General features: G+C 72.7%; 19 protein-coding genes. 10 read left to right on the forward strand and 9 right to left on the reverse strand.

What is annotated here, in order from left to right:
• Nucleotides 1-120: 120 nt before the first annotated feature.
• From ACVUH9_RS04795 to ACVUH9_RS04820, 6 genes are all read left to right on the forward strand, one after another.
• Nucleotides 121-2979, forward strand: coding sequence for a DNA translocase FtsK 4TM domain-containing protein (locus ACVUH9_RS04795; RefSeq protein WP_475754460.1), 2859 nt, complete (start codon nt 121-123; stop codon nt 2977-2979).
• Nucleotides 2980-3005: 26 nt separating this feature from the next.
• Nucleotides 3006-3800: a helix-turn-helix domain-containing protein gene (locus tag ACVUH9_RS04800; RefSeq protein ID WP_475754462.1), complete on the forward strand. Its 795-nt coding sequence runs from the start codon at nt 3006-3008 to the stop codon at nt 3798-3800.
• The gene (locus ACVUH9_RS04805; protein WP_475754464.1) at nt 3797-5110 is read left to right on the forward strand and encodes a competence/damage-inducible protein A; all 1314 of its coding nucleotides are present in this window, start codon (nt 3797-3799) and stop codon (nt 5108-5110) included. Before ACVUH9_RS04800 ends, ACVUH9_RS04805 begins: the two co-directional genes overlap by 4 nt.
• Before the next feature lie 147 nt (nt 5111-5257).
• Entirely contained in the window at nt 5258-6349 is a 1092-nt protein-coding gene (gene recA, locus ACVUH9_RS04810) for a recombinase RecA (RefSeq protein WP_475754465.1), read from the forward strand.
• The gene (locus ACVUH9_RS04815) at nt 6346-6903 is read left to right on the forward strand and encodes a regulatory protein RecX (protein WP_475754467.1); all 558 of its coding nucleotides are present in this window, start codon (nt 6346-6348) and stop codon (nt 6901-6903) included. The genes recA and ACVUH9_RS04815 overlap by 4 nt, the downstream gene beginning before the upstream one ends.
• A 72-nt stretch (nt 6904-6975) precedes the next feature.
• Nucleotides 6976-8499 carry a MiaB/RimO family radical SAM methylthiotransferase gene (locus ACVUH9_RS04820; protein WP_475754469.1) on the forward strand — a complete coding sequence of 508 codons (1524 nt, stop codon included), beginning with the start codon at nt 6976-6978 and terminating at the stop codon, nt 8497-8499.
• A gap of 15 nt (nt 8500-8514) precedes the next feature.
• Here ACVUH9_RS04820 and ACVUH9_RS04825 read toward each other — a convergent pair whose 3' ends face one another.
• Together ACVUH9_RS04825 and ACVUH9_RS04830 are read right to left on the reverse strand one after the other, a co-directional pair.
• A complete protein-coding gene (locus ACVUH9_RS04825) occupies nt 8515-9306 on the reverse strand; it encodes an SDR family NAD(P)-dependent oxidoreductase (RefSeq protein WP_475754471.1) in 792 nt (263 codons plus the stop codon).
• Nucleotides 9307-9364: 58 nt separating this feature from the next.
• Nucleotides 9365-10531, reverse strand: coding sequence for an FIST signal transduction protein (locus tag ACVUH9_RS04830; RefSeq protein ID WP_475754473.1), 1167 nt, complete (start codon nt 10529-10531; stop codon nt 9365-9367).
• 21 nt (nt 10532-10552) lie between these two features.
• Here ACVUH9_RS04830 and miaA point away from each other — a divergent pair, with 21 nt between their 5' ends.
• Together miaA and dapF are read left to right on the forward strand one after the other, a co-directional pair.
• Nucleotides 10553-11482: a tRNA (adenosine(37)-N6)-dimethylallyltransferase MiaA gene (gene miaA / locus ACVUH9_RS04835; protein ID WP_475754475.1), complete on the forward strand. Its 930-nt coding sequence runs from the start codon at nt 10553-10555 to the stop codon at nt 11480-11482.
• Nucleotides 11483-11531: 49 nt separating this feature from the next.
• The gene (dapF, locus tag ACVUH9_RS04840) at nt 11532-12422 is read left to right on the forward strand and encodes a diaminopimelate epimerase (RefSeq protein WP_475754477.1); all 891 of its coding nucleotides are present in this window, start codon (nt 11532-11534) and stop codon (nt 12420-12422) included.
• Between the two features lie 93 nt (nt 12423-12515).
• On the opposite strand, the gene dapD is transcribed toward dapF, so the two are convergent.
• The 3 genes from dapD to dapE all read right to left on the reverse strand — a co-directional run bounded on the left by dapD (nt 12516) and on the right by dapE (nt 16347).
• Nucleotides 12516-13529 carry a 2,3,4,5-tetrahydropyridine-2,6-dicarboxylate N-succinyltransferase gene (gene dapD / locus ACVUH9_RS04845; protein WP_475754479.1) on the reverse strand — a complete coding sequence of 338 codons (1014 nt, stop codon included), beginning with the start codon at nt 13527-13529 and terminating at the stop codon, nt 12516-12518.
• Between the two features lie 219 nt (nt 13530-13748).
• Nucleotides 13749-15236 (reverse strand): pyridoxal phosphate-dependent aminotransferase, encoded by a 1488-nt coding sequence (locus tag ACVUH9_RS04850; RefSeq protein WP_475754481.1) that lies wholly within the window; start codon nt 15234-15236, stop codon nt 13749-13751.
• Nucleotide 15237: 1 nt separating this feature from the next.
• Nucleotides 15238-16347 (reverse strand): succinyl-diaminopimelate desuccinylase, encoded by a 1110-nt coding sequence (gene dapE, locus ACVUH9_RS04855; RefSeq protein ID WP_475754483.1) that lies wholly within the window; start codon nt 16345-16347, stop codon nt 15238-15240.
• Between the two features lie 66 nt (nt 16348-16413).
• Here dapE and hflX point away from each other — a divergent pair, with 66 nt between their 5' ends.
• Nucleotides 16414-17772, forward strand: coding sequence for a GTPase HflX (gene hflX / locus ACVUH9_RS04860; protein ID WP_475754485.1), 1359 nt, complete (start codon nt 16414-16416; stop codon nt 17770-17772).
• Nucleotides 17773-17848: 76 nt separating this feature from the next.
• Nucleotides 17849-18301, forward strand: a complete 453-nt coding sequence (dut, locus tag ACVUH9_RS04865; RefSeq protein WP_475754487.1) for a dUTP diphosphatase — start codon at nt 17849-17851, stop codon at nt 18299-18301.
• Between the two features lie 160 nt (nt 18302-18461).
• Here dut and ACVUH9_RS04870 read toward each other — a convergent pair whose 3' ends face one another.
• From ACVUH9_RS04870 to ACVUH9_RS04885, 4 genes are read right to left on the reverse strand one after another with little or no spacing between them, the layout of a single operon-like run.
• Nucleotides 18462-19454, reverse strand: coding sequence for an ABC transporter substrate-binding protein (locus ACVUH9_RS04870; protein ID WP_475754489.1), 993 nt, complete (start codon nt 19452-19454; stop codon nt 18462-18464).
• 2 nt (nt 19455-19456) lie between these two features.
• Nucleotides 19457-20221: an ABC transporter permease gene (locus ACVUH9_RS04875; protein WP_475754491.1), complete on the reverse strand. Its 765-nt coding sequence runs from the start codon at nt 20219-20221 to the stop codon at nt 19457-19459.
• Entirely contained in the window at nt 20218-20955 is a 738-nt protein-coding gene (locus ACVUH9_RS04880; protein ID WP_475754493.1) for an ABC transporter permease, read from the reverse strand. The genes ACVUH9_RS04875 and ACVUH9_RS04880 overlap by 4 nt, the downstream gene beginning before the upstream one ends.
• The gene (locus tag ACVUH9_RS04885; protein WP_475754495.1) at nt 20952-22136 is read right to left on the reverse strand and encodes an ABC transporter ATP-binding protein; all 1185 of its coding nucleotides are present in this window, start codon (nt 22134-22136) and stop codon (nt 20952-20954) included. Before ACVUH9_RS04885 ends, ACVUH9_RS04880 begins: the two co-directional genes overlap by 4 nt.
• Nucleotides 22137-22261 lie beyond the last annotated feature (125 nt).

Here is a 22261-nt window from a genome sequence, read left to right on the forward strand (position 1 = left end):
GCGGGCGGGCACCGGCGTCCCGAGCTTGAACCTCAGTCTGAGGTCGAGCCACCGCGACGGGACGCCGTCCCGGGCTGCGGGGAGGAACGGGGAGGCCGGCGGCGAAGCGCACCGGTGAGCATGAGCCGCACCCGTACCCCTGCCCGTACCCCGTCGAAGTCGACGCGCAGCACCAAGAAGCCCGCCGCGGGCTCTCGCAGCGGTGGTGCGCGCGGCGCCGGCGGGCCCAAGGGCACGGCGGCGGTGGCCGGGCCGCTGACCCAGCGGCAGTTCGACCAGATCGGGCTCGGGCTGCTGGCGTTGGCGGTCTTCCTCGGGTTCCTGATGTACCTCGGCTCGTGGGGCGGGGCGATCGGCGACGGCCTGGTCGGCGGCCTCCGGACCCTGCTCGGGCAGATGGCCTACCTGACCCCGCCGCTGGCGGCGGCGACCGGGATGCTGCTGATCCTGCGTCCGCTGCTGCCGACGCTGCGTCCGTTCCGCTTCGGCGCGATCCTGCTGGTGCTCGCGATCCTGCTGATGCTGGCCACCGGCACCTTCGGGCTCGCCGGCGGCGGCGGTCGCGACGAGCTGTGGAGCGCCGACGTGGTCCGTCCCCGTGGCGGCCTGGTCGGCGACCTCCTCTACTTCGCGATCTCGAGCCTGCTCGGCGCGATCGGTGCCCACGTGATCGCGGTGACGATGCTGATCGCCGGCGTCCTGCTGCTGACCGGCGCCTCGATCGCGTCGATCGTCTCCCGCACGGGCGAGGGGCTCCGGCAGACGACGACCGCCTTCCGCCGGGTCCCGGAGGAGGCCACCGCGAGCAGCACGACCGGCAGCCGTCGCCGGGCCAGCAGCCTCGAGGACGAGGAGCTGGAGATCCCGGTCGCTCCCCGTCGCCGGGCCAAGCCCGCGGCCGACGAGGCACCCAGCGACCGCCCGCGGCCGACGCCGCCCGGCGGGCCCGCCGACGACGTGGTCGCCGACGCCGACGTTCCCGAGCTGCCGGATCCGCGTCGCCGGCGGGCCACGCCCCCCGAGCCGACCGGCAGCGACGAGATCGCCGCCTCCCGCGGGGAGACGGTCAGCGCCTCGCGTGGTCGCGGCCAGCAGAAGACGCAGCTCGACGGTGCGCTCCGCTACCCCGACCTGTTCGGCGAGGGTGGAGAGGCCAAGCTCGACCTCGGCGAGCCCGTGACCGCCGACGAGCGGACCACCGCCGAGGCTCCGGTCGAGCCCGTCGAGGAGCCGCCGACCGTCGTCACCCCGCCAGCGGCCCCGCGCCTGCGGCGTGTCCCCGAGCCGACCCCGGAAGCGGACCCCGAGCCCGAAGCCAGCGACGAGAGCGGCGACACGCGTCCGACGATCGCCGAGCTGCGGGCCCGCCAGCCGATGGGCTCCGGCCCGGCCGACGCCCACGCGCCCGAGGACGGCTACATCCTGCCCGACCCGGTGCTGCTGAAGGTCTCGGCCCCCGATCAGCTGCGGCCCGACACCGCCGGTCAGGCGGAGACGGCCGAGGCCCTGGTCGAGGCGCTCTCGCACTTCAACGTCCAGGCCCAGGTGATGAACACCGTCGCCGGGCCGCACATCACCCGCTACGAGCTGCGGTTGGCCCCCGGCATCAAGATGTCGAAGGTCTCGCAGCTGAAGGACGACCTCGCCTACGCGCTGGCCGCGACCGACATCCGGATCCTCGCTCCGGTCCCCGGCAAGACGGCGGTCGGCGTCGAGGTGCCCAACAAGCGCCGCCGGATCGTCCACCTCGGCGACGTCTACGGAGACCCGCCCGGCGACGCGAGCCCGCTGACGGTCTGGCTGGGCAAGGACGTCTCGGGCGCCCCGGTCTACGCCGACCTGGCCAAGATGCCGCACATGCTGGTCGCCGGCACCACCGGCGCCGGCAAGTCGGGCTGCGTCAACGCGATGCTCAGCTCGATCCTGCTGCACGCGACGCCCGACGAGGTCCGGCTGGTGCTGGTCGACCCGAAGCAGGTCGAGCTCAACCACTACGAGGCCGTCCCGCACCTGCTGACCCCGGTCATCACGAGCCCGAAGATGGCGGCCAACGCGCTCCAGAACCTCGTCCGCGAGATGGAGTGGCGCTACGGCGTGATGAGCGCCAAGAAGACCCGCAACCTGATCGAGCTGAACAAGGTCCGGGTCGAGGACGGCGACGAGCCGCTGCCGTACATCCTCTGCGTGATCGACGAGCTCGCCGACCTGATGATGGTCGCCCCGGCCGACGTCGAGGACGCGATCATCCGGATCGCCCAGAAGGCCCGTGCGGTCGGCATCCACATGGTGCTGGCCACGCAGTCCCCGCGGGTCGACGTGATCACCGGCATGATCAAGGCGAACGTCCCGTCGCGGATCGCCTTCTCGGTCTCCTCGCAGACCGACTCGCGGGTGATCCTCGACCAGAACGGCGCCGAGTCGCTGCTGGGCCGCGGCGACATGCTCTTCAACCCGGTCGGCTCGTCGCGCCTGACCCGAATCCAGGGCGCCTACATCGACGAGGCCGAGATCGCCGCGCTGACCGAGCACTGGTCGCGGCAGGGCGAGCCGGAGATGCGCGAGGACCTGCTCGAGGCGACCGAGGTCGAGGAGCCGGAGTCGGGCGGCGACGACCCCAACGACGCCGACGAGGATCCGTTGCTCGCCGACGCGATCGAGATGGTCGTCGAGATGGGCGCCGCTTCGACGTCGGGCCTCCAGCGGCGGCTGCGGGTCGGCTACACCCGGGCCGGGCGGCTCGTGGACATGATGGAGCGGCGCGGGATCGTCTCCGGCTTCGAGGGCTCGAAGGCCCGTCAGGTGCTGGTATCGCCGATGGATCTGCCGCGGATCCTGGCCGCGTTGCGGGGGACGGCGGCGCCCGAGGAGGCGGCTCCGGAGGGCGCCGGCGAACCGGCCGGACCGCACGCGCCGCCGCCCGCCGAGGCCACCGACGACCACACCGGCGAGCACGCGAGCGTGGCCTCCAGCGGCGAGTGACGACGGGCCGATACGCTTCCGCGGGTATGGCTGAGATCGGTGTCACCCTGCGTGAAGCCCGGATGCGGGCCGGCATCGATATCGCCGAGGTCGAATCTCGGACCAAGATTCGGGCGAAGTACCTTCGGGCGCTCGAGAACGAGGAGTGGAGCCTGCTCCCAGGCACCACCTTCGTGAAGAGCTTCCTGCGGACCTACGCCGAGGCGCTCGGACTCGACGCCAAGCTGCTGGTCGAGGAGTACAAGTTCCGCCACGAGCCCTACGAGAGCGGCGGGATCGGGGTCGCTCCGCGGCGTCAGAACGGGGGCGGTCGGCGCGGTCGGCGCGGCGGCGGGGGAGCCTTCGGCCCGCCGAAGCGGACCAACTGGCTGCCGATCGTCGTGCTGCTGCTGCTGATCGCGGTCGCGCTGTGGGTCGTCTACCGGACCTCGAAGGACGAGGGCGAGCCGACGACGCCCGCCGCCACCCCGACCACGACCAAGGCGCCGTCGCCGACCAACACCCGGCCGAGCTCGACCTCGGGCACCCCGGAGCTGGTCCGGATGCGGGTCGCCGGCGGCGGCTCGGCACCGATCTACGTCTGCGTCGTCGACGCCCGCGGCAAGCGGGTCGTCAACGGTCGTCAGCTGCAGCCCGGGAGGCGGACCGCCGTGCTGCGGTCGAAGAGCTTCCGGATCGCCCTCAGCAGCAGCAAGGCGCGGGTCACCCGCGGCGGCAAGCGGCTGTCGTTGAAGGCGGACAGTCGCGGGGTCGTCGCCTACCGGATCACGCCCGACGGCGAGACCCGTCTGCCGGCCGACCAGCGCCCTTCCTGCCGATGAGCGTCCCGCGCGCGGTCGTCGTCGTCACCGGGACCGAGGTCCTCGGCGGCTGGGTGACCGACCGCAACGGCCCGTGGCTCGCCCAGCGGTTGGGGCAGCTCGGCGTCCGGCACGTCTCGACGGTGACCGTCGGCGACCGGGCCGAGGACCTGCGGGACGCGCTCGAGCATGCGCGTGACCAGGGGATCGAGCTGGTCGTGACCTCGGGGGGACTCGGTCCGACCGAGGACGATCTGACGACGGCGATCGTGGCCGAGTTCAGCGGCCGTCCGGCCGCGATCGATCCGGAGCTGGAAGCTCGGATCTGGGCGATCGTCCAGCCGATGTCGAAGCGCTGGAAGAACATCAGCGAGGACGCGATCCGCGCCGCCAACCGCAAGCAGGCGCTGGTCCCCGAGGGGGCGACGGTGCTGGAGCCGGTCGGTACCGCGCCGGGCCTGATCGTCCCGCCGACCGACGACGATCCGTCGCGTCCGCCGACGCCGACGGTCGTGGTGATGCCCGGTCCGCCGAGCGAGCTGCAGCCGATGTGGCGGACGGCCGAGCAGATCGACCAGTTCCAGGCTGCGCTCGGCGGGGCGAAGACCCTGCACGAATCGATCCTGCGGCTGTTCGGGATCCCCGAGTCCGAGCTGGCGGACACGATGCGCGACGCCCGCAAGGCCGGGATCGCGCTGGACCGGCTCGAGGTCACCACCTGCGTGCACCGCGGCGAGCTGGAGGTCGTCAACCGCTGGGCGCCGGAGCACGACGCCGACGGCCGCGCGTTCGAGGCGTTCCTGGCCGAGCGCCACGGGACGACGTTGTTCTCGACCGACGGCCGCACGATCGACGAGCTCGTGCTCGAGCTGCTGCGCGAGCGGCAGTGGAAGATCGCGACGGCCGAATCGTGCACCGGCGGCCTGCTGGCCGGGCGCCTGACCGATCTGGCCGGGTCCTCGGACGTGGTCGCGGGTGGGGTCGTCTCGTACTCCAACGAGGTCAAGCAACGGGCGCTCGGGGTCGCTGCCGGGCTGTTGCGCGAGCACGGCGCGGTCTCCGCCCAGGTCGCCCAGGCGATGGCGCTCGGCGCCCTCGAGCGGCTCGGCGCGGACATCGCGGTGTCGATCACCGGCGTCGCGGGTCCGGGCGGCGGAACGCCCGAGAAGCCGGTCGGGACGGTCTTCCTGGCCGTAGCGACCGCCGACGGTGGCGGCCTGGTCCGGCACGTGCGGCTTCCGGGCGACCGGGCGGCGGTCCGCGACCGCACGACGACCGCGGCGCTGCACCTGGTGCGACGGGTCCTGCGCGGCGAGCACGACGAGTCCTGAGGCCCCCGGCGCGCTGAATTGGTGCTGATTCGGGAGCGAATCGGCACGATTCGACGGACCCAGGCAACACGAACACATGTACGGTCGGGTTCCGTCCGACCGAGGGCGGACAATCGACTTCCGCTTTCAACATGAGGTGTGACGGACATGGCCGCCAAGGAGAACGAGACGACGGCGAAGGCGCGCGATGCTGCCCTGCAGGGCGCCCTGCAGCAGATCGAGCGTCAGTACGGCAAGGGCACCGTGATGCGCATGGGCGAGGAAGGTGCGCACTCGCAGGTCGACGTGATTCCGACCGGCGCGCTCGCGCTGGACATCGCGCTCGGCATCGGCGGGGTCCCGCGGGGTCGTGTGATCGAGATCTTCGGCCCGGAGTCCTCCGGTAAGACGACGCTCGTCTACCACATCCTCGCCGAGGCCCAGAAGAAGGGCGGGGTCTGCGCGTTCATCGACGTCGAGCACGCGATGGACCCGATCTACGCCCAGCGGATCGGCCTCGACATCGACGAGCTGCTGGTCTCGCAGCCCGACTACGGTGAGCAGGCGCTGGAGATCGCGGACATGCTCGTGCGCTCGGGCGCGGTCGACGTGGTCGCGCTGGACTCGGTCGCGGCGCTGACGCCCCGGGCCGAGCTCGAGGGCCAGATGGGCGACCAGACGGTCGGCCTGCAGGCGCGGATGATGAGCCAGGCGATGCGGAAGCTGACCGGCAACCTCAACCGCACCAACACGCTCTGCGTGTTCACGAACCAGATCCGCGAGAAGGTCGGCGTGATGTTCGGCTCGCCGGAGACGCAGCCGGGTGGTCGCGCGCTGAAGTTCTACAGCTCGCAGCGGCTCGACATCCGCCGGATCGAGACGATCAAGGACGGGACCGAGGCGGTCGCCAACCGCGTCCGCGTCAAGGTCGTCAAGAACAAGGTCGCGCCGCCGTTCAAGCAGGCCGAGTTCGACATCGAGTTCGGCAAGGGCATCTCGACCTCGGGCTGCCTGATCGACCTCGGGATCGAGCACGGCGTGGTCCAGAAGTCGGGCTCGTTCTTCTCCTTCGCCGGTGAGCGGCTGGCCCAGGGGCGCACGAACGCCAAGGCCCACCTCGACGCGAACCCGGAGATCGCCGACGAGATCGAGCGGCAGATCTACGAGAAGCTCGATCTGGTCCGACCCGGCGGCGACGCCAAGGCCGAGAAGAAGGCCAAGGCCGCGCCCGCAGAGGAGCCGGCCGCCGCGATCGCGTGACCGAGGGCCTCTTCGACGAGGACGGCAGCGGCGGGGACCCCGACGGGGCTCCCCGCCTCCGCGGTACCGCGGAGGAGCGGCTGCAGCACGCGCTCAAGCTGGCCTACCGGCACCTGGCCAAGCGCGACCGGACGGTCGCGGAGGTCCGCGCCAACCTGGTCAAGCGCGAGATCGACCCCGCCTCGATCGACGGTGCGATCGAGGAGCTGCTGACGCTCGAGTACCTCGACGACGCGCGCTACGCGCAGCGCTACGTCGAGGACCGGCGGAGGCTGGACGGTTGGGGGGCACTGCGGATCGCGAAGGGCCTGCAGCGGACGGGCGTCGACGCCGAGCTCGTCGACCGCGCGTTGGCCGAGGACCCGGAGGCGCAGGACGAGACCGCGGTCGCGGTCGAGACGCTGGAGCGACGGTTGGCCGGGTACCCGCCCGACGGCGACCGGGGCCGTCAGAAGGCGCTGCGGCTGCTGGCGACCAAGGGCTTCGCGCTCGACACCGCCTACGCCGCGATCCGTCGCTACGAGCAGGAGTGCGCCGAGGGCGATCAGGTCTAGACGGTCGACTCCGCGGAGACGGCCGTCTAGGGCACCGCCGGCACCGGGGCACCGCTACCCTCCCGAGCAGGGATGCTCGCCACCACCGAAACCAAGCGCTACCACGTCACCACCTTCGGGTGCCAGATGAACGAGCACGACTCCGAGCGGATGAAGGGGATGCTCGAGTCGCTGGGCTACAGCGAAGCCCCGGCTCCGGACGACGCCGACCTGATCCTCTTCAACACCTGCTCGATCCGCGAGTCGGCCGATTCGCGGTTCGTCGCCCACCTCGGGCACGCCAAGCGGATGAAGAAGGAGCGGCCCGGGATCGTCATCGGCGTCGGTGGCTGCTGGGCTCAGTCGGTCAAGGACGAGGTCTTCCGCCGGTTCCCGTTCGTCGACGTCGCCTTCGGTCCCGGCCAGATCAACCGCCTGGCCGAGTTCCTGACCTCGGACTCGCTCAGTGCCCAGGGCTTCTTCGAGTTCGAGGGCTTCCCCGCGCACCTGCCGACCAAGCGGGACCGGAACTTCCAGGCGTGGGTCCAGATCGCCGTCGGCTGCAACCTCAAGTGCGCCTACTGCATCGTGCCCTCGACCCGCGGGCGCGAGTCGTCGCGCCCGTTCGAGCAGCTGATCGACGAGGTCGAGCGGCTCGCCGCCGACGGCGTCAAGGAGGTCACCCTCCTCGGCCAGAACGTCAATGCCTACGGCCGCGACCTGCGGACGTCCGAACCGCTGCCCGAGGCCCTGCTCGCCTTCAGCGAGGCGGCCAAGCGGCCGACCGGTCGCGCGATCGACACCGGTGCGGCCCACGAGCCCGTTCCTGCCCCCGCGGTGGGCACCCCGGCCGACCCGCAGGCGGCGGTGAGCGCCGGGATCGAGGCGTCGACCGCCGGCACCGCCCGCCCGCGCCCGCGGACCTTCGCCGAGCTGCTGATGGCGGTCTCCGCGATCGAGGGGATCGAACGCGTCCGCTACACCTCGCCGCACCCGAAGGACATCCGCGAGGACGTCGTCGCCGTCCACGCCGCGCTGCCCGAGGTCTGCCAGCACATCCACCTACCGCTGCAGGCGGGATCGAGCCGGATCCTCAAGCGGATGCGGCGGACCTACGACAAGCAGCGCTTCCTCGACCGGGTCGCGATGATCCGCGAGGGCTGCCCGGACATCGCCATCACCACCGACATCATCGTCGGGTTCCCGGGCGAGACCGACGCCGAGTTCGAGGAGACGCTCGAGGTCGTCGAGGCGGTCGGCTTCGACGGCGCCTTCACCTTCGTCTTCTCGCCCCGCCGCGGAACCGAGGCGGCCGAGATGAGCGACGAGTTCGTGCCGCACCCCGTCAAGGTCGAGCGGATGGAGCGGCTGGTCGCGCTGGTCCAGGAGAAGGCCAAGGAACGGACCCAGCGCTTCGTCGGCCGGACGCTCGACGTGCTGATCGAGGGGCCGTCCCGGAACGACCCCGAGCGCCTGCGTGGCCGCACCAGCCACAACAAGGTCGTCAACTTCGCCGGCTTCGGCGAGCCGGGGGAGACCGTTCCGGTCGAGATCACCGGCGCGACGTCACAGACCCTCAGCGGCGAGATGTCGCTGCTGGCCCAGCTCGGCAGCTGAGCCAGCCCGCCCGGCTCAGCGCTTGAGGCGCTGGGCCTCGGCCATCTCGGTGCCGGTCCGGCCGCCGTCGACCTTGGCGGCGATCCGGCCGGGCAGGCCGGGGAAGAGGCCGTTGAGGACGCCGGTGGCGCGGACGCCGACCGGCGCGACGTCGACCTCGCCACGGTTGCGGGTGATCGCGCGGACGAGCCCGGCGGCGACCTCCTCCGGCGAGCTGGTGCCGACGCCGGTCGGGAGCTCGACGCCCGTGTCGGCGAACATGCCGGCGTCGCGCACGAAGCCTGGGAAGACGACGCTGACGCCGATCCCGGCCCCCCGCAGCTCGGGGCGGAGGGCCTGGGCGAAGCCCCGCAGCCCGAGCTTGGTGGCCGCGTAGAGGCTGGCGTCGGCCGTCGGGACCTTCGCCGACATCGAGCTGATGAAGACGACGTGACCGCGGCCGCGCTCCCGAAGTCGCGGAAGCAGCAGTCGGGTCAGCACGATCGGCGCCCGCAGGTTGACCTCGAGCACGCGGTCGACCTGCTCGACGTCGTAGTCGCCGAGCGGACCGCTGCCGGGCAGCGCCGCGTTGTGCACGACGACGTCGACGTCAGCGTGGTCGGTGGCCAGGCGCTCGACGTCGGACCGCACCGACAGGTCGGCTGCGACGGCGGTCGCACCGAGCTCGTCGGCCAGCGGCTGGAGCACGTCGGCCCGCCGCCCGGTCAGGACCAGGTTCGCGCCCTCCCGCGCCAGGGCTCGCGCCAAGGCGTGGCCGAGACCGCCCGTCGCACCGGTGAGGAGGACCTTCGAGCCCGCGAGTTGCATGCGCGCAGCGTATGCGACGGCGACCGGAAACACCACGTCCCGGGCGGTTCATCCAGGCTCAGGCCAGGAAGACAGCGAGCGTGGCGGTGAAGCCGTGGACGAACGGTCGTCCGCCGACGGGGCCGATCTCGCCGGCCGAGATCATGCCCGCGAGCGGCAACGGCCCGAGCTCGCGCTGGATCGCGGCGGCGTCGTGGTGGTCGACGTGGAACATGTCGTGTCCCCGGCCGTTGCAGGTGAAGGCCAGGGCGCCGGCGATCCGTCCCGATCCCGCTGCGGCCCGCCGCAACCGCAGGGCGTCCTCGAGATCGGCCGCCGCGGTCGTCGGGTCGCGCACGTGCAGCCGCGCGACCTGGCCGATCTCGACCGGGGCGCCGACGACCACCGACCCGGTCTGCGGGTCGGCCCCGGCGAGGCCGCGGACGATGAAGTCGCCGCTGCCGTACTCCGGACGTCCCGGTCCGACGACCAAGCCGAGCAGGAGCCCGTGTCGGATCTGCTCCCGGTCCTCGTCGTCGAGACCCTCGACCGTGTCGCGCAGGGCCTCGAGCGCGGGCCGCCCGGCCAGCTCGTGGATCACGGCGCCTTCACCGTCGGTGATCGTCAGCTCGGGACCGATCGGGCGTGCGCCCTGGGACACCAGCGGCAGGATCTCGACGCCCTCGAAGCGGATCCCGATCCCGGCCGCGTCGGTCGGCCCGTCGGCGCGGAGCAGCGGCCGTCCGTCGGGCGGCACCAGCGACGGCACCCCGCCGATCACGGGCGCCCCCGGGAGGTGCTCCTCGAACGCCCGCAGGGTGGCCTCCAGCGGCAGGTGGGAGGTGTCTGCGAGCAGGATCACGGCCGAGGTGACGCCGATCGGGCGGGAGGGCAGGCCGACGAGCGCGATCCCGTCCTCGACGTCGTGCGTGCGCAGCTCGAAGACCTCGGCGCGACCGGAGCCGACGTTGATCGCCCAGATCGCGATCCCGTCGCCCGTCTCGTGCTCCTCATGACCGGCGATCAGGCCGCCGGCGGTGGTGCCGACCAGCTCGCGCGGATCGAGGATCTCGCGGACGGTCGCGAGCACCAGATCGGTCTCGGGGATGTAGTCGCCGCCGACGAAGACCAGCGCCAGATCGCATTCCGCGCCCGCGAGGCCAGCCGCCGCCTGGCGGGCTGCGAGCGGGGCTCCCGTGGCCGCCTGGGGCGACGCGGAGAAGCCGGTGCCGACCACGACAGGCATCAGATCACCATACTCACGGCGGTGCCACGACCAACCGTGATCGCCCTGTTCGGTCCGACCGCCGTCGGCAAGACCGAGATCGCCGTCGCGGTCGGCCGGGCGCTGCGCCGCGCCGGCCGCGAGCCGGTCGCGATCTCCGCCGACGCCCTCCAGGTCTACCAGGGGATCGAGACCCTGACCGGGGCCCGTGACGCGCTCGACCAGGATGAGCTCGAGCACCGGCTGGTCGGGGTCCTGCCGATCACCGAGACCTGCTCCGCGGGACGCTTCGCGGCGATGGCCCACCGGGAGGTCGACGCGGCCCTCGAGGCGGGGCGGGTGCCGATCGTCGTCGGCGGCACCGGCCTCTACCTGCGGGCGGCCCTGACCGAGCTCCAGCTGCGCCCGCCTGCGCCGCCCGAGCTGCGCGAGCGGCTCGAGGCCGAGCTCGAAGCGGAGGGTCCCGAGGCGCTTCACGCCCGGCTCGCCGCGGTCGCCCCGTGGGCGGCGGCGGGGATCGCGCCCCGCGACCGCTCACGGCTGGTCCGGACGCTCGAGCTGCACGAGCTCGGTGCGCTCCAGCCGCCCACGGGGCCGAACCGGCTGTGGACCGCCGAGACGCGCCACCCGACCCGGCTGGTCGGTCTCGTCCGTGACCGCGAGCAGCTGCGGGTCCGGATCGACGCCCGCGTCGACGCGATGCTCGCGGCGGGCGCGGCGGACGAGGTCCGCGCCGCCGAGGCCGCGGGCGCCTCGAGCACCGCCCGCAAGGCACACGGCTTCCTGCCGCTGCTGGAGGGCGACGAGGACCGGATGCGGCGTGACACGCGCCGCTACGTCAAGCGCCAGCTGACCTGGATGCGGAAGCTGCCCGAGGTCGAGGTGCTCGACCTCAGCGCCGATCCCGATCCCGACGCGGTCGCCGCCGAGATCGTCGCGCCGCTGCTGGCCGAGCCCGACGCGCAGCGCTGAGCGACGAGCCCGTTGGCCCCGGCGCGGGCTTCCGCCTAGACTGCTCGCGATGCAGTTCGAGAAGTGGCAAGCGCTGGGCAACGACTACCTGATCGTCGAACGCGATCGGCTGCCGCTCCCGCTGACGCCCGCGCGGGTCCAGTTGCTGTGCGATCCGCACCTCGGTCCCGGCGGCGACGGGATCCTCGAGCTGGCCCCGCCGACGGAGCCGGGAACCGTCGCCCACCTGCGGATCCTGAACCCCGACGGCTCCGAGGCCGAGCTGTCGGGCAACGGCGCCCGCGAGGCGATCATGTACCTCGTTCGTCGTGGTTGGACCAACCAACGCCAGTTCTCGATCACCACGATCGCCGGGGAGATCCGGCCGACGGTCCTCTCCGAGACCAGCTGCCGAGTCGACATGGGCCGGGCGCGGACGATCAGCGACGACCATCCGGGCGGGGCCGACGACGGTCGCGGGGTGCTCGAGGCCGACGACGGCAGCGGCGGGACCCGTTCGTGGGCCTACCGGCACGTGAAGATCGGCAACCCGCAGTGCGCGATCGCGGTCGCGACCGTCGCGGAGCTGCAGGCACTCGACTTGGCCGCCGTCGGTCCCGGGATCCAGGGGCATCCGGCGTTCCCCCAGCGGACCAACGTCTCCTGGTTCTGCGAGCTCGAGCCGGGCCTGATCCGGGCGCGGATCTTCGAGCGCGGCGTCGGCGAGACGATGTCCTCCGGGACCGGTGCCTCCGGTGCGGCCGTCGCCTACGTGCTCGACGGCGGCGGCAGCGGTGCCAGCGACGCCGAGCACGAGTCGGTGACCGTCAAGCTCGACGGGGGAGAGCTGACGGTCGACGTCGCCGACGACCTCCACGTCGACCTGACGGGGTGGGCGGTGCCGGTCTACGCCGCGGAGGCCTCCGAGGACCTCGTCGCCGCCCTCCGCGAGCTGGACTGACGCCGCCGGGACCGGGCGATCCCGGCCGCCGCTGGTCGGCGGACGGAGCGGCCACCCGGATCCGCCGCGTGGCGGCCCGGGTGCCCACGCCGATCAGTCGTTGGCGTGCAGCTGGGCGTTGAGGCTGCCCCAGGAGCCGGAGCGCTCGAGCGCGACGACGGCACCGGTCCGGCTGTCGCGGCGGAAGAGCAGGCCGTCGACGCCCGAGAGCTCGCGGGCCTTCTTGGTGGTGCCGTCGGCCAGGGCCACGACGGTGCCGCCGGTGACGTAGAGGCCGGCCTCGACGATGCAGCCGTCGCCGAGCGAGATCCCGACGCCGGCGTTGGCGCCGAGCAGGCAGCCCTCGCCGAGCGAGATGACCTCGGTGCCGCCGCCGGAGAGCGTGCCCATGATCGAGGCGCCGCCGCCGACGTCGGTGCCGTCACCGACGACGACGCCGGCGCTGATCCGACCCTCGACCATCGAGGCGCCGAGCGTCCCGGCGTTGAAGTTGACGAAGCCCTCGTGCATCACCGTCGTGCCCTCGGCGAGGTGGGCACCGAGGCGGACGCGGTCGGCGTCGCCGATCCGGACGCCGGAGGGGACGACGTAGTCGGTCATCCGCGGGAACTTGTCGATCGAGGTGACGGCGACCGGACGGCCCTCGGCACGCAGCCGCAGGCGGGTCTGCTCGAAGCCGTCGACCGCGCACGGACCCTGCGAGGTCCAGACGACGTTGGTCAGCAGCCCGAAGGCCCCCTCCAGCGAGAGACCGTGGGGGCGCACGAGCCGGTGGGAGAGCAGGTGCAGGCGCAGGTAGGCGTCGTGGGCGTCGACGGGCGCGGCGGCGAGGTCCTCGATCACGGTCACGATCGCGATCGTGCGGACGCCGCGGCCGGGGTCCTCTCCGATCGACGCCGCGAGTGCGCCACTGCCGGCGACGGTGGCGCGGGCGAAGGAGACCTCACTGGTCCCGGTGCCGCCCTGGTGGCCGGTGGCGGCTACGGCCGCCGCGTCGATCCCCAGCGCGGGCGCGGGGAAGAAGCTGTCGAGCACACGCCCGTCGGCCTCCGAGATCGTCGCCAGGCCGAGGGCCCAGGCACCGCTGTTCTGCTGCGTGTCGCTCACGCCCGGGAGCCTACGAGATCGACCGACGACCGCGGCCCGCGGCGAGGCGGTGGTAGCGGCGGTAGACGGTCAGCAGCGTGGCCACGGCCCGCGCGAGGATCTCGTCGCTGGGCACTTCGGGGACGGTCCGGCGTTCGCCGCTGAGCGTCTTCCACGTCCGGTCGTCGTAGGCGTCCGGCTCCTCGATCTCGTTCGACCAGTCGGCACCGAGGGCGCGGGTCAGCCGTCGGCGGCGAGCGCCCGCAACCGCTCGGCCGCGATCGAGCAGTCGGCGATCGTAGGCACCAGGGCGACGCGCACGTAGCCCTCCCCGGCGGGGCCGAAGAAGGCACCCGGCGCGGCGACGATCCCGGCCCGCAGCAGGCAGGCAGCGAAGGCCGCGCTGCCGGCTGGTGTCGCCCCGCGATCCGCCGACCCGGCGGTACGGGCCGGCTCGGCATCGGCGTCCGCCTCCGGATCGGCGCCGACGGGGCGGTCGTCGAGGATCTCGATCAGGGCCCGTGTGGCCGGCTCGTCGAGGGTTCGGGCCGCCCACGCGGCTGTCTCCCAGCCGTCGGGCAGCGCCAGCCAGCGGAAGAACGAGGCGGGGCCTCCGGCGTTGACCAAGCCGAGTGCGTCGAGGCCGGGCTGGAGCACGGCCAGCTTCTCGCCATAGTGCGCACGGACGGCGTCGACGTGGGCCTCGTCCTGCCAGGCGGCCGTGGCGGCCTGCTGGACGAACCGCTGGGGGGCGACGCCGACGCTCGGGCGGTAGCGCTTGAGTGCGCTGATCAGGTCCGGGTCGCCCGCGACGAAGCCCGAGCGGTAGCCGGGCATCGAGGACCGCTTGGAGAGCGTGTTGATCACGAGCACGCCGGTCAGGTCGTCGCCGTCGTTCGCGATCTGGAGCGCGGAGTCCGGGGGCGAGCCGGTGAACCACAGCTCGCTGTAGGCCTCGTCGCTGGCCAGCACGACGCCGTGCTCGCGGCAACGACGGGCGGCGTCGGCGTACCACTCGCGGGTGGCGACCGCCGCGGTCGGGTTGTTCGGGTAGTTGACCCAGACCAGGGCCAGCCGCTGCCAGGCGGCGTCGTCGATCGCATCGAGGTCGGGGAGGAAGTCGTTCTCCGCCCGCAGCGGCAGCTCGAGCACGTCCGCGCCAGCGAAGCGGGCGCCGCGCTCGTAGACCGGGTAGGCCGGCTGCGGGATCGCGACCAGGTCACGACCGCCGTCGCGGTCGACCAGCACCTGGGCGAGCCCGAAGACCAGCTCCTTCGAGCCGAGCGTGGGCAGCACGTGACGGTCCGGATCGAGCCGGGTGCCGAACCGCCGGGCCACCCAGCCGGCGACCGCCTCGCGCAGCACGGGCAGGCCCTCGGCGAGCGGGTAGCTCGAGACGGCCTCGTTCTCGATCGCCTCGATCATCGCCCGGCGGATGAACTCCGGGGTCGGCTCGCGCGGCTCGCCGACGCCGAGGTCCACGATCGGGCCCCGATCGGCGGGCCAGGTCGCCGCAAGCATGCGGCGGGCGTGGCCGAGCCGCTGGAAGGGGTAGACGCTCGCGTTGCGCAGCAGCGGGTTGAGGTGCGGGGCCGGTCGGTCACCGGTCCCGGCGAGCGCCGGCGGGGCTGTGGGCGTGGCGGGCGCAGCGGCGGTCGGCGGCTTGGGGGCGGCGGTGTCGGTGGTGTCGGCGTCGGTGGCCGACACGGTCGGGCGTGCGGTCGTCACGTCAGGCCCCCGTCGTCTCGCCGGCCGCGTCGGGGCCGTGCAGGACCAGCGCGGCCAACGTCTCGTAGCTGTCCGCCAGCGCCCGGGCCGAGACCTGCTCGTCGCGCTTGTGGGCGTACTGCGGGTCACCCGGCCCGTAGTTGACCGCCGGCACGTCGACCATCGTGAACTCGGCGACCGGCGTCCACGCCTGCTTGGGCGTGACGGGCATGCCGGTCCGGGCGACGAGCGCCCGGGCGAGGTCGCCGTCGACCGTCACCGCGCCCGACGGTGCGTGCCCGACGATCGTCAGCTCGCTGCCCTCGACGTCGCACCAGGCGCGGAGCTTGGCCTCCGCCGTCTTGGGGTCGGCTCCCGGCGGGTAGCGGTAGTTGACGTGGGCCGAGACCCGGTCGGGCACGACGTTGTCGGCGACGCCACCGCTGATCCGGGTGACCGAGACGCACTCCGCGTACTCGAGGCCGCTGAACTCGTGCCGGACGACGGGGACCTCGGCCAGCCGGGCGATCCCGGCCGCGGCCCGGTGGATCGCGTTCTCGCCCAGCCACGGCCGCGCGCTGTGGGCCGCCGTCCCGTGGAAGGTCCAGGTCGCGTTGAGGTTGCCCAGGCAGCCGCCCTGCACGCCGCCGGCGGTCGGCTCCATCACCACGACCAGATCGGCGGCGCGCAGGCTCGGCTCGCGGCCGAGCAGCGGGGTCAGTGCCGTGTCGACGAACGGCAGCTCCTCACGTCCGAAGAGCACGACCCCGAGATCGCAGGCGCGGTCCTCGCGCTCGTGCACGCCGTCGCGCAGCAACTCGATCATCACCGCGCAGGCGCCCTTCATGTCGCAGGTCCCGAGGCCGTGGACGACACCGCCCTCGATCCGCCCCGGCCGGTTGCCCTGGACGGGCACGGTGTCGAGATGCCCGGCGAGCAGGATCAGTGGACGCTCGCCGCGGACGGTCGTGCCCGCCAGCAGGCAGGTGTCGTGCGCGTCGTGGGTCGCCACGCCGGCCTCGAACAGGAGCGCCTGGGCAAGGGCCACGGCGGCCTGTTCCTGACGGGATTCCGACGGGCAGTCGACCAGTCTCAGGGTCAAGTCGGCGAGGCGGTCGGCCAGGGTGGTCACCGCCCGACTGTATCGCCGCCGGCCGGGGGCGAACCGCTCATGGGAAGGGGTCTAGACTGGGTCGTAGTGTCGAAACGCCGCGAAGATCGCCAGAACACCACCCGCCCGCACGACACGACCCACGTCGACGACCTCGACCAGCAGCGGGCCGCAGAGAACCAGCGAGCGCTGATCGTCGGTATCATGCCCGAGGGCGACGACCTCAGCGAGCTGCGCGAGCTGCTGCGGACGGCCGGGGTCGAGGTCCTCGACCAGATGGTCCAGCATCGCCCGGACCCGCACCCCAACACCTACGTCGGCGAGGGCAAGCTCGTCGAGCTGAAGGAGCGCGCGTACGAGCTCGAGGCGACGGTGGTCGTCACCGACGACGAGCTCTCGCCGCGCCAGGAGCGCAACCTCGAGGGCAGCCTCGGGATCCCCGTCCTCGACCGGACGGCGCTGATCCTCGACATCTTCGCCACCCACGCCCACAGCGCCGAGGGCAAGCTCCAGGTCGAGCTGGCCCAGCTCCAGTACAACCTCGCGCGGATGCGGGGACTGTGGACCCACCTCGACCGTCTCGGCGTCGGCGGCGTCGGCACCCGTGGTCCCGGCGAGACGCAGATCGAGACCGACCGCCGGCTCGCCCGCGACCGGATCTCGAAGCTGCGCCGGCGGCTGGAGGAGGTCAAGGGGACCCGCGCGGTGATGCGCGCCGAGCGCGCCCGGTCCTCGCACATCCCGAACGTCGCGCTGGTCGGCTACACCAACGCCGGCAAGTCGACGGTCCTCAACGCGCTGACCGGCTCCGACGTCGGCGTCCAGGACCAGCTCTTCCACACGCTCGATCCGACCACCCGTGAGCTGCGCTTCAACGGCCGCACCTACCTGCTGACCGACACCGTCGGCTTCATCCGCAAGCTGCCGCACCACCTGGTCGAGGCCTTCGGCGCCACGCTCGAGGAGACGGTGATCGCCGACCTGCTGCTGCACGTCGTCGACGCCAGCCAGCCCGACACCCAGATGCGGGCCGTGATCGAGGCGGTCAACCTCGTGCTGACCGACATCGGCGCCTTCGACGAGGAGCACGGCGGCGGCCAGCAGATCATCGTGCTGAACAAGTGCGACCTGATCGACGACGAGCGCCGCGCCGACCTCGCGCTGCAGTACCCCGGAGCGGTCATGATCGCCGCGGCCGAGGGCGAGGGGCTCGAGCAGCTCGCGGCCCGGGTCGAGCACGAGTTCGAGGCGGGCCTGCGCCCGGTCGAGCTGCTGCTGCCCTACTCCGCCGGCGCGACCCTGGCCGAGCTGCACAAGCTCGCCGGGGACCTGGAGCAGGAGCACCGGCCCGACGGCGTGCTGGTGCGGGCACGGGTGCCCCGGTCGCTGGCCGCCCGCTACGACCGCTACCGCGTCCAGCCCGCCGCGCCGGTCGACGAGGACTGACGGACGCGGCTGACCGCGACGCCCGCCGGGTGGCTCGGACGGGCGGTCCCCGCGCGGGCCGTGGCATGCTCGTGGCGTGAACGACGCCGTGACTCCGCCCGCCCTCGCCGTCCAGCGGCTGCGTCCGGACGCGATCCTGCCCGTCCGTCAGCACCCGGGGGACGCGGGCCTCGACCTCTGCGCCGTCGAGCCGGTGCGGTTGGGCCCCGGTGAACGGGCGATGGTGCCGACCGGGATCGCGATCGCGGTCCCGCCGGGCTTCGCCGGCCTGGTGACCCCGCGGTCGGGGCTGGCGGCCCGTCACGGCGTGTCGTTGGTCAACACGCCCGGCGTCGTCGATGCCGGCTACCGCGGCGAGCTCCGCGTGCTGCTGCTGAACACCGACCGCGAGGCGCCCTTCGTCGCCGAGCCGGGCGAGCGGATCGCCCAGCTGCTGCTGGTGCCCGTCGCACTGGCGGCGGTCACCGAGGTCGAGAGCCTCGACGACACCGTCCGCGGGGCGAATGGCTTCGGCTCGACGGGGCGCTGAGGCCCTGTCGGAGACCCGCCGCTGACGGGGATCGTCCCGCGCCACCGCGCCGCTCCCGGCTCAGCCCCGGCCCGGTCCGGCCCGCGGCCCGGCGGGCGGGGCCGGGCCGGAGGGGCAGGCTGGGTTGGCCCGCACAACGATCGGCGCGGGCCAGGTTCGGCTACTTGACGAAGCCGAACTGCTCGAGGAACTGCTCGGCGGCGTCCGCCGGGGTCTCCTTGTCGAGATCGACGCGGGCGCCGAGCTCCTGGATGTTGGCCGCGGTCAGCTGCGTGTTGACCAGCTCGACGGTCTTGGGCAGGTCCGGTCCGGCCTGGTCGTAGCTCTGCTTGCGCACGACCAGCGTCGAGTTGTAGGGCGGGAAGATCTGCTTGTCGTCCTTCAGCAGGACGAAGCCGTCGCGCTTGTTCTGGGGGTCGGTCGTGAAGACGATCGAGACATCGGCCTGGCCGCTGGACAGGACCTTGCTGCGCTGGCTGACGTCGACCGGCACGAACTTCTTGAACTTCAGCCCGTACGTCTGCTGGAGGCCGAGCAGGCAGTCGAGCCGCTGGCGGCACTCGGGGCTGCCGTAGAGCGTCAGCTGCGGGGCGACCTTCTTCAGGTCGGAGATGCTCGTCAGGCCGTACTTGTCGGCGGTCGCCTTGGTGACGGCGACCTCGTTCGAGTTCGTGAACGGGGTCGGCGGCAGCGCGACCAGGTCCTTCTTGGCGAAGTCCGCCTTGACCTGCGCGAAGGCCTCGGCCGGATCGTGCGGCAGGTCGTCGGTCTTGACCCCGAAGAACGACAGCAGCGCGGTGCCGGTGTACTCGGGGTAGGCGTCGATCTGGCCGTCCTCGAGCGTCTTCAGCGCCGTCTGCTCGTCGCCGAGGTTCAGCTCGGTCTTGATCTCGTAGCCGGCGGCCTCGAGCGCCTGGGCGTAGACCTCGCCGAGGATCTTCTGCTCGGTGAAGTTCTTCGAGCCGATCGTCAGCGTGACCTTGTCGTTGGCCGGGTTCTCGACGATCGTGCCGGCCGTGGCGGCGGTGGTCGTCGCGTTGCTGGTCGTGTCCTTGGCGTCGTCGTCGCTGCTGCCGCAGGCGGCGAGGCCGATGGTGACGAGCGCCAGCGGGGCGAGCGAGAGCAGCCGCCGGAGCGGTCGTGGTGTGGTCACGGTCATGGTGCGGTCACGCCCTTTCGGGGGGTGGGGAGGAAGCGGGCGCGCCGGGTGATGCCCGGGGTGCCACGCAAGGGACGGGGGGTCACGGCGCGCTGGGCGGCGGCGAGGCCGAACTCGGCCACGATCGCCAGCAGGGCGACGACGATCGCCGCCGCGAGCTTGCCGGCGTCGCCGTAGACGCTGGTCGAGATGATCGGGTCGCCGAGGGTCAGGACCCCGGCGAGCGGCGCGATCGTGGCGGTCGCGATCACGTTGACGACCGACGTCCGCAGGCCGCCGAAGATCAGCGGGAGCGCCAGCGGCAGCTCGATCTCGCGGATGATCTGCCGGCCGGTCATGCCCTGGCCGACGGCGGCGTCGATCACCTCGCGGTCGACCTGGGTCACGCCGACGTAGGTGTTGGTCAGGATCGGCGGGATCGCCAGCAGCGCCAGCGCGAGCGTCACGTTCAGGAAGCCGACGCCGAGGAAGGCGACGAAGACGGCGATCAGGGCCAGGCTCGGGACGGCCCGTCCGACATTGCTGACGCTGATCGCCACGAAGCTGCCGCGGCGCAGGTGGCCGAGCACGAGGCCGATCGGAAGCGCGACGAGCGTGGCCAGCGCGACCGAGGCGAAGACGACCTGGAGATGGGTCCAGGTCAGCTGGGCGAAGTCGGCCAGTCCGCCGACCTGCTGCCCGCCGGACTTCGACTCCTGCGGGTGGAGCAGGAAGTCGAAGGCCTCGCCGAAGAGGCCGAAGACAGCGAGGGTGGCGCTCACGAGGAGACCGCCCGCGTCCAGGGGGTCAGCAGTCGTTGCGCGAGCAGGACCAGCAGGTCGAGCGCCACGGCCAGAAGCACGCAGAGCCCGCCGGCGACGACCACATTGCTCTTGAACGTGAGCCGGTCGTAGATCGGCTCGCCGAGGCCGCCGGCCCCGGCGAAGAAGGCCAGCGTGGCCAGGCCGACGGTGGTGGTCGCGGCGATCCGCAGACCGGCGGCGATCTCCGGCATCGCCAGCGGCAGCTCGATCCGCCAGAGGACCTCGCGGTCGGTCAGGCCCATCCCGCGGGCGGCGTCGACGACATCGTCGGGGACCCCGTCGAGGCCCGCGATGACGTTGCGGAAGATGATCAGCAGCGTGTAGGAGACGAGCGCGATCTCCGCGGTCAGGAACCCGCGACCGGTGATCGGCAGCAGCAGGAAGAACAGCGCCAGGCTCGGGATCGTGTAGAGGATCCCGGTCACCTGCACGATCGGCGTGACCAGCCAGCGTCGTCGGTGTGCGAGCAGCGCGAGGCCGAACGAGACCGTGAAGCCGATCACCAGGGCGACGACGGTCAGCAGGACGTGCTGCTGCAGCGGTGCGAGGTAGCGGTCGAAGTTGTCGACGATCCAGCGTGGGCAGAACCCGTCGTTGAGGACGCAGGCCGCGGAGCCGCTCTCGTCGCTGCGGTCGCGGATGAAGCCCCCCTCGGACTGGGCCAGCACCACCGTCGCGGCCACGGCGCTCACGCGCTGCCGCCGGCCTCGACCGGCTCGATCGGCGCCGGGCCGGGAGCGAGCTCGCGGGCGACGGCGTCCGCCGACAGGATCCCGATCACCGCGCCGTGCTGGTCGACGACGGCGGCGAACTGGACGCGGTGCTGGAGCACGTCGCTGAAGGCGTCGCGGAGGATGTCGTCGCGCTCGACGACCGCGACGGCCGAGCCGATCCCCGGTGCGATCCGCGGACCGTGGAGGTCGTCGTCGTCGAGCCAGGCGAGCGGCTTGCCGTCGGGGTCGACGACCAGCGGATAGGGAATGTGGCTGCCGGCGAGCTGCTCGCGGACCCAGGCGGTCGGATCGCCGTAGCGGACCCGCACCGCCTCCTCGAGCTGGAGGTCGCGGACGCGCCCGAGCGCCAGCCGCTTGAGCGCCCGGTCGGCGCCGACGAACTGCTCGACGAACTCGTCGGCGGGGGAGAGCAGCAGCTCGGCCGGGGTCGCGTACTGGGCGAGGTGGCCGCCGGGGCGCATGACGGCGATCCGGTCGCCGATCTTGATCGCCTCGTCGATGTCGTGGGTGACGAAGACGATCGTGCGGCGGAGGGTCTGCTGGAGCCGCAGGAACTCGTTCTGGAGCCGCTCGCGGGTGATCGGGTCGATCGCGCCGAACGGCTCGTCCATCAGCATCAGCGGCGGATCGACGGCGAGCGCGCGGGCGACGCCGACCCGCTGGCGCTGGCCGCCGGAGAGCTGCGCCGGGTAGCGGCCCACGAACTCGCGGTCGAGCCCGACGAGGTCGAGCAGCTCGGTGGTGCGAGCCTGGATCCGGTCCTTCGACCAGCCGAGCAGGCGCGGGACGGTGGCGATGTTCTCGGCCACGGTCCGGTGCGGGAAGAGCCCGGTCTGCTGGATCACGTAGCCGATGTCGCGCCGCAGGTCGGCCGCGGCCCGGGTGGTGTTCGGCTCGCCGTCGATCAGGATCTGGCCGGCGGTCGGCTCGATCATCCGGTTGACCATCCGCATCGCGGTCGTCTTGCCGCAGCCGGACGGGCCGACCAGGACGCAGATCTCGCCCGCCGGCACCTCGAGCGAGAGCGACTCGATCGTCGGCTCGCTGGCGCCGGGATAGCGCTTCTCGACGTCGACGAACTGCAGCGAGGCCGGGGCGGTCTGGGAGGGACCGACGGCGGGTGTCTGGGGTTCGGGCATCCGAGCTCCTGGTGATCCAGGGCCTGCGACTCGACCCCGGGTGGCGAAACCCTAGCAGCGGCCTCCGGCGTCACCGCTCAAAGGCCGATATTCCGCTCCCCTTTCGGCTATTTCAAGCCGGTGAA

Source organism: Patulibacter ginsengiterrae (assembly GCF_056269115.1).

What these genes read in the sequence shown, in the direction of transcription:
- ACVUH9_RS04795 (WP_475754460.1), top strand. Translation starts at nt 121, where the DNA reads ATGAGCCGCACCCGTACCCCTGCCCGTACCCCGTCGAAGTCGACGCGC.
- ACVUH9_RS04800 (WP_475754462.1), top strand. Translation starts at nt 3,006, where the DNA reads ATGGCTGAGATCGGTGTCACCCTGCGTGAAGCCCGGATGCGGGCCGGC.
- ACVUH9_RS04805 (WP_475754464.1), top strand. Translation starts at nt 3,797, where the DNA reads ATGAGCGTCCCGCGCGCGGTCGTCGTCGTCACCGGGACCGAGGTCCTC.
- recA (WP_475754465.1), top strand. Translation starts at nt 5,258, where the DNA reads ATGGCCGCCAAGGAGAACGAGACGACGGCGAAGGCGCGCGATGCTGCC.
- ACVUH9_RS04820 (WP_475754469.1), top strand. Translation starts at nt 6,976, where the DNA reads ATGCTCGCCACCACCGAAACCAAGCGCTACCACGTCACCACCTTCGGG.
- ACVUH9_RS04825 (WP_475754471.1), bottom strand. Translation starts at nt 9,306, where the DNA reads ATGCAACTCGCGGGCTCGAAGGTCCTCCTCACCGGTGCGACGGGCGGT.
- ACVUH9_RS04830 (WP_475754473.1), bottom strand. Translation starts at nt 10,531, where the DNA reads ATGCCTGTCGTGGTCGGCACCGGCTTCTCCGCGTCGCCCCAGGCGGCC.
- dapF (WP_475754477.1), top strand. Translation starts at nt 11,532, where the DNA reads ATGCAGTTCGAGAAGTGGCAAGCGCTGGGCAACGACTACCTGATCGTC.
- ACVUH9_RS04885 (WP_475754495.1), bottom strand. Translation starts at nt 22,136, where the DNA reads ATGCCCGAACCCCAGACACCCGCCGTCGGTCCCTCCCAGACCGCCCCG.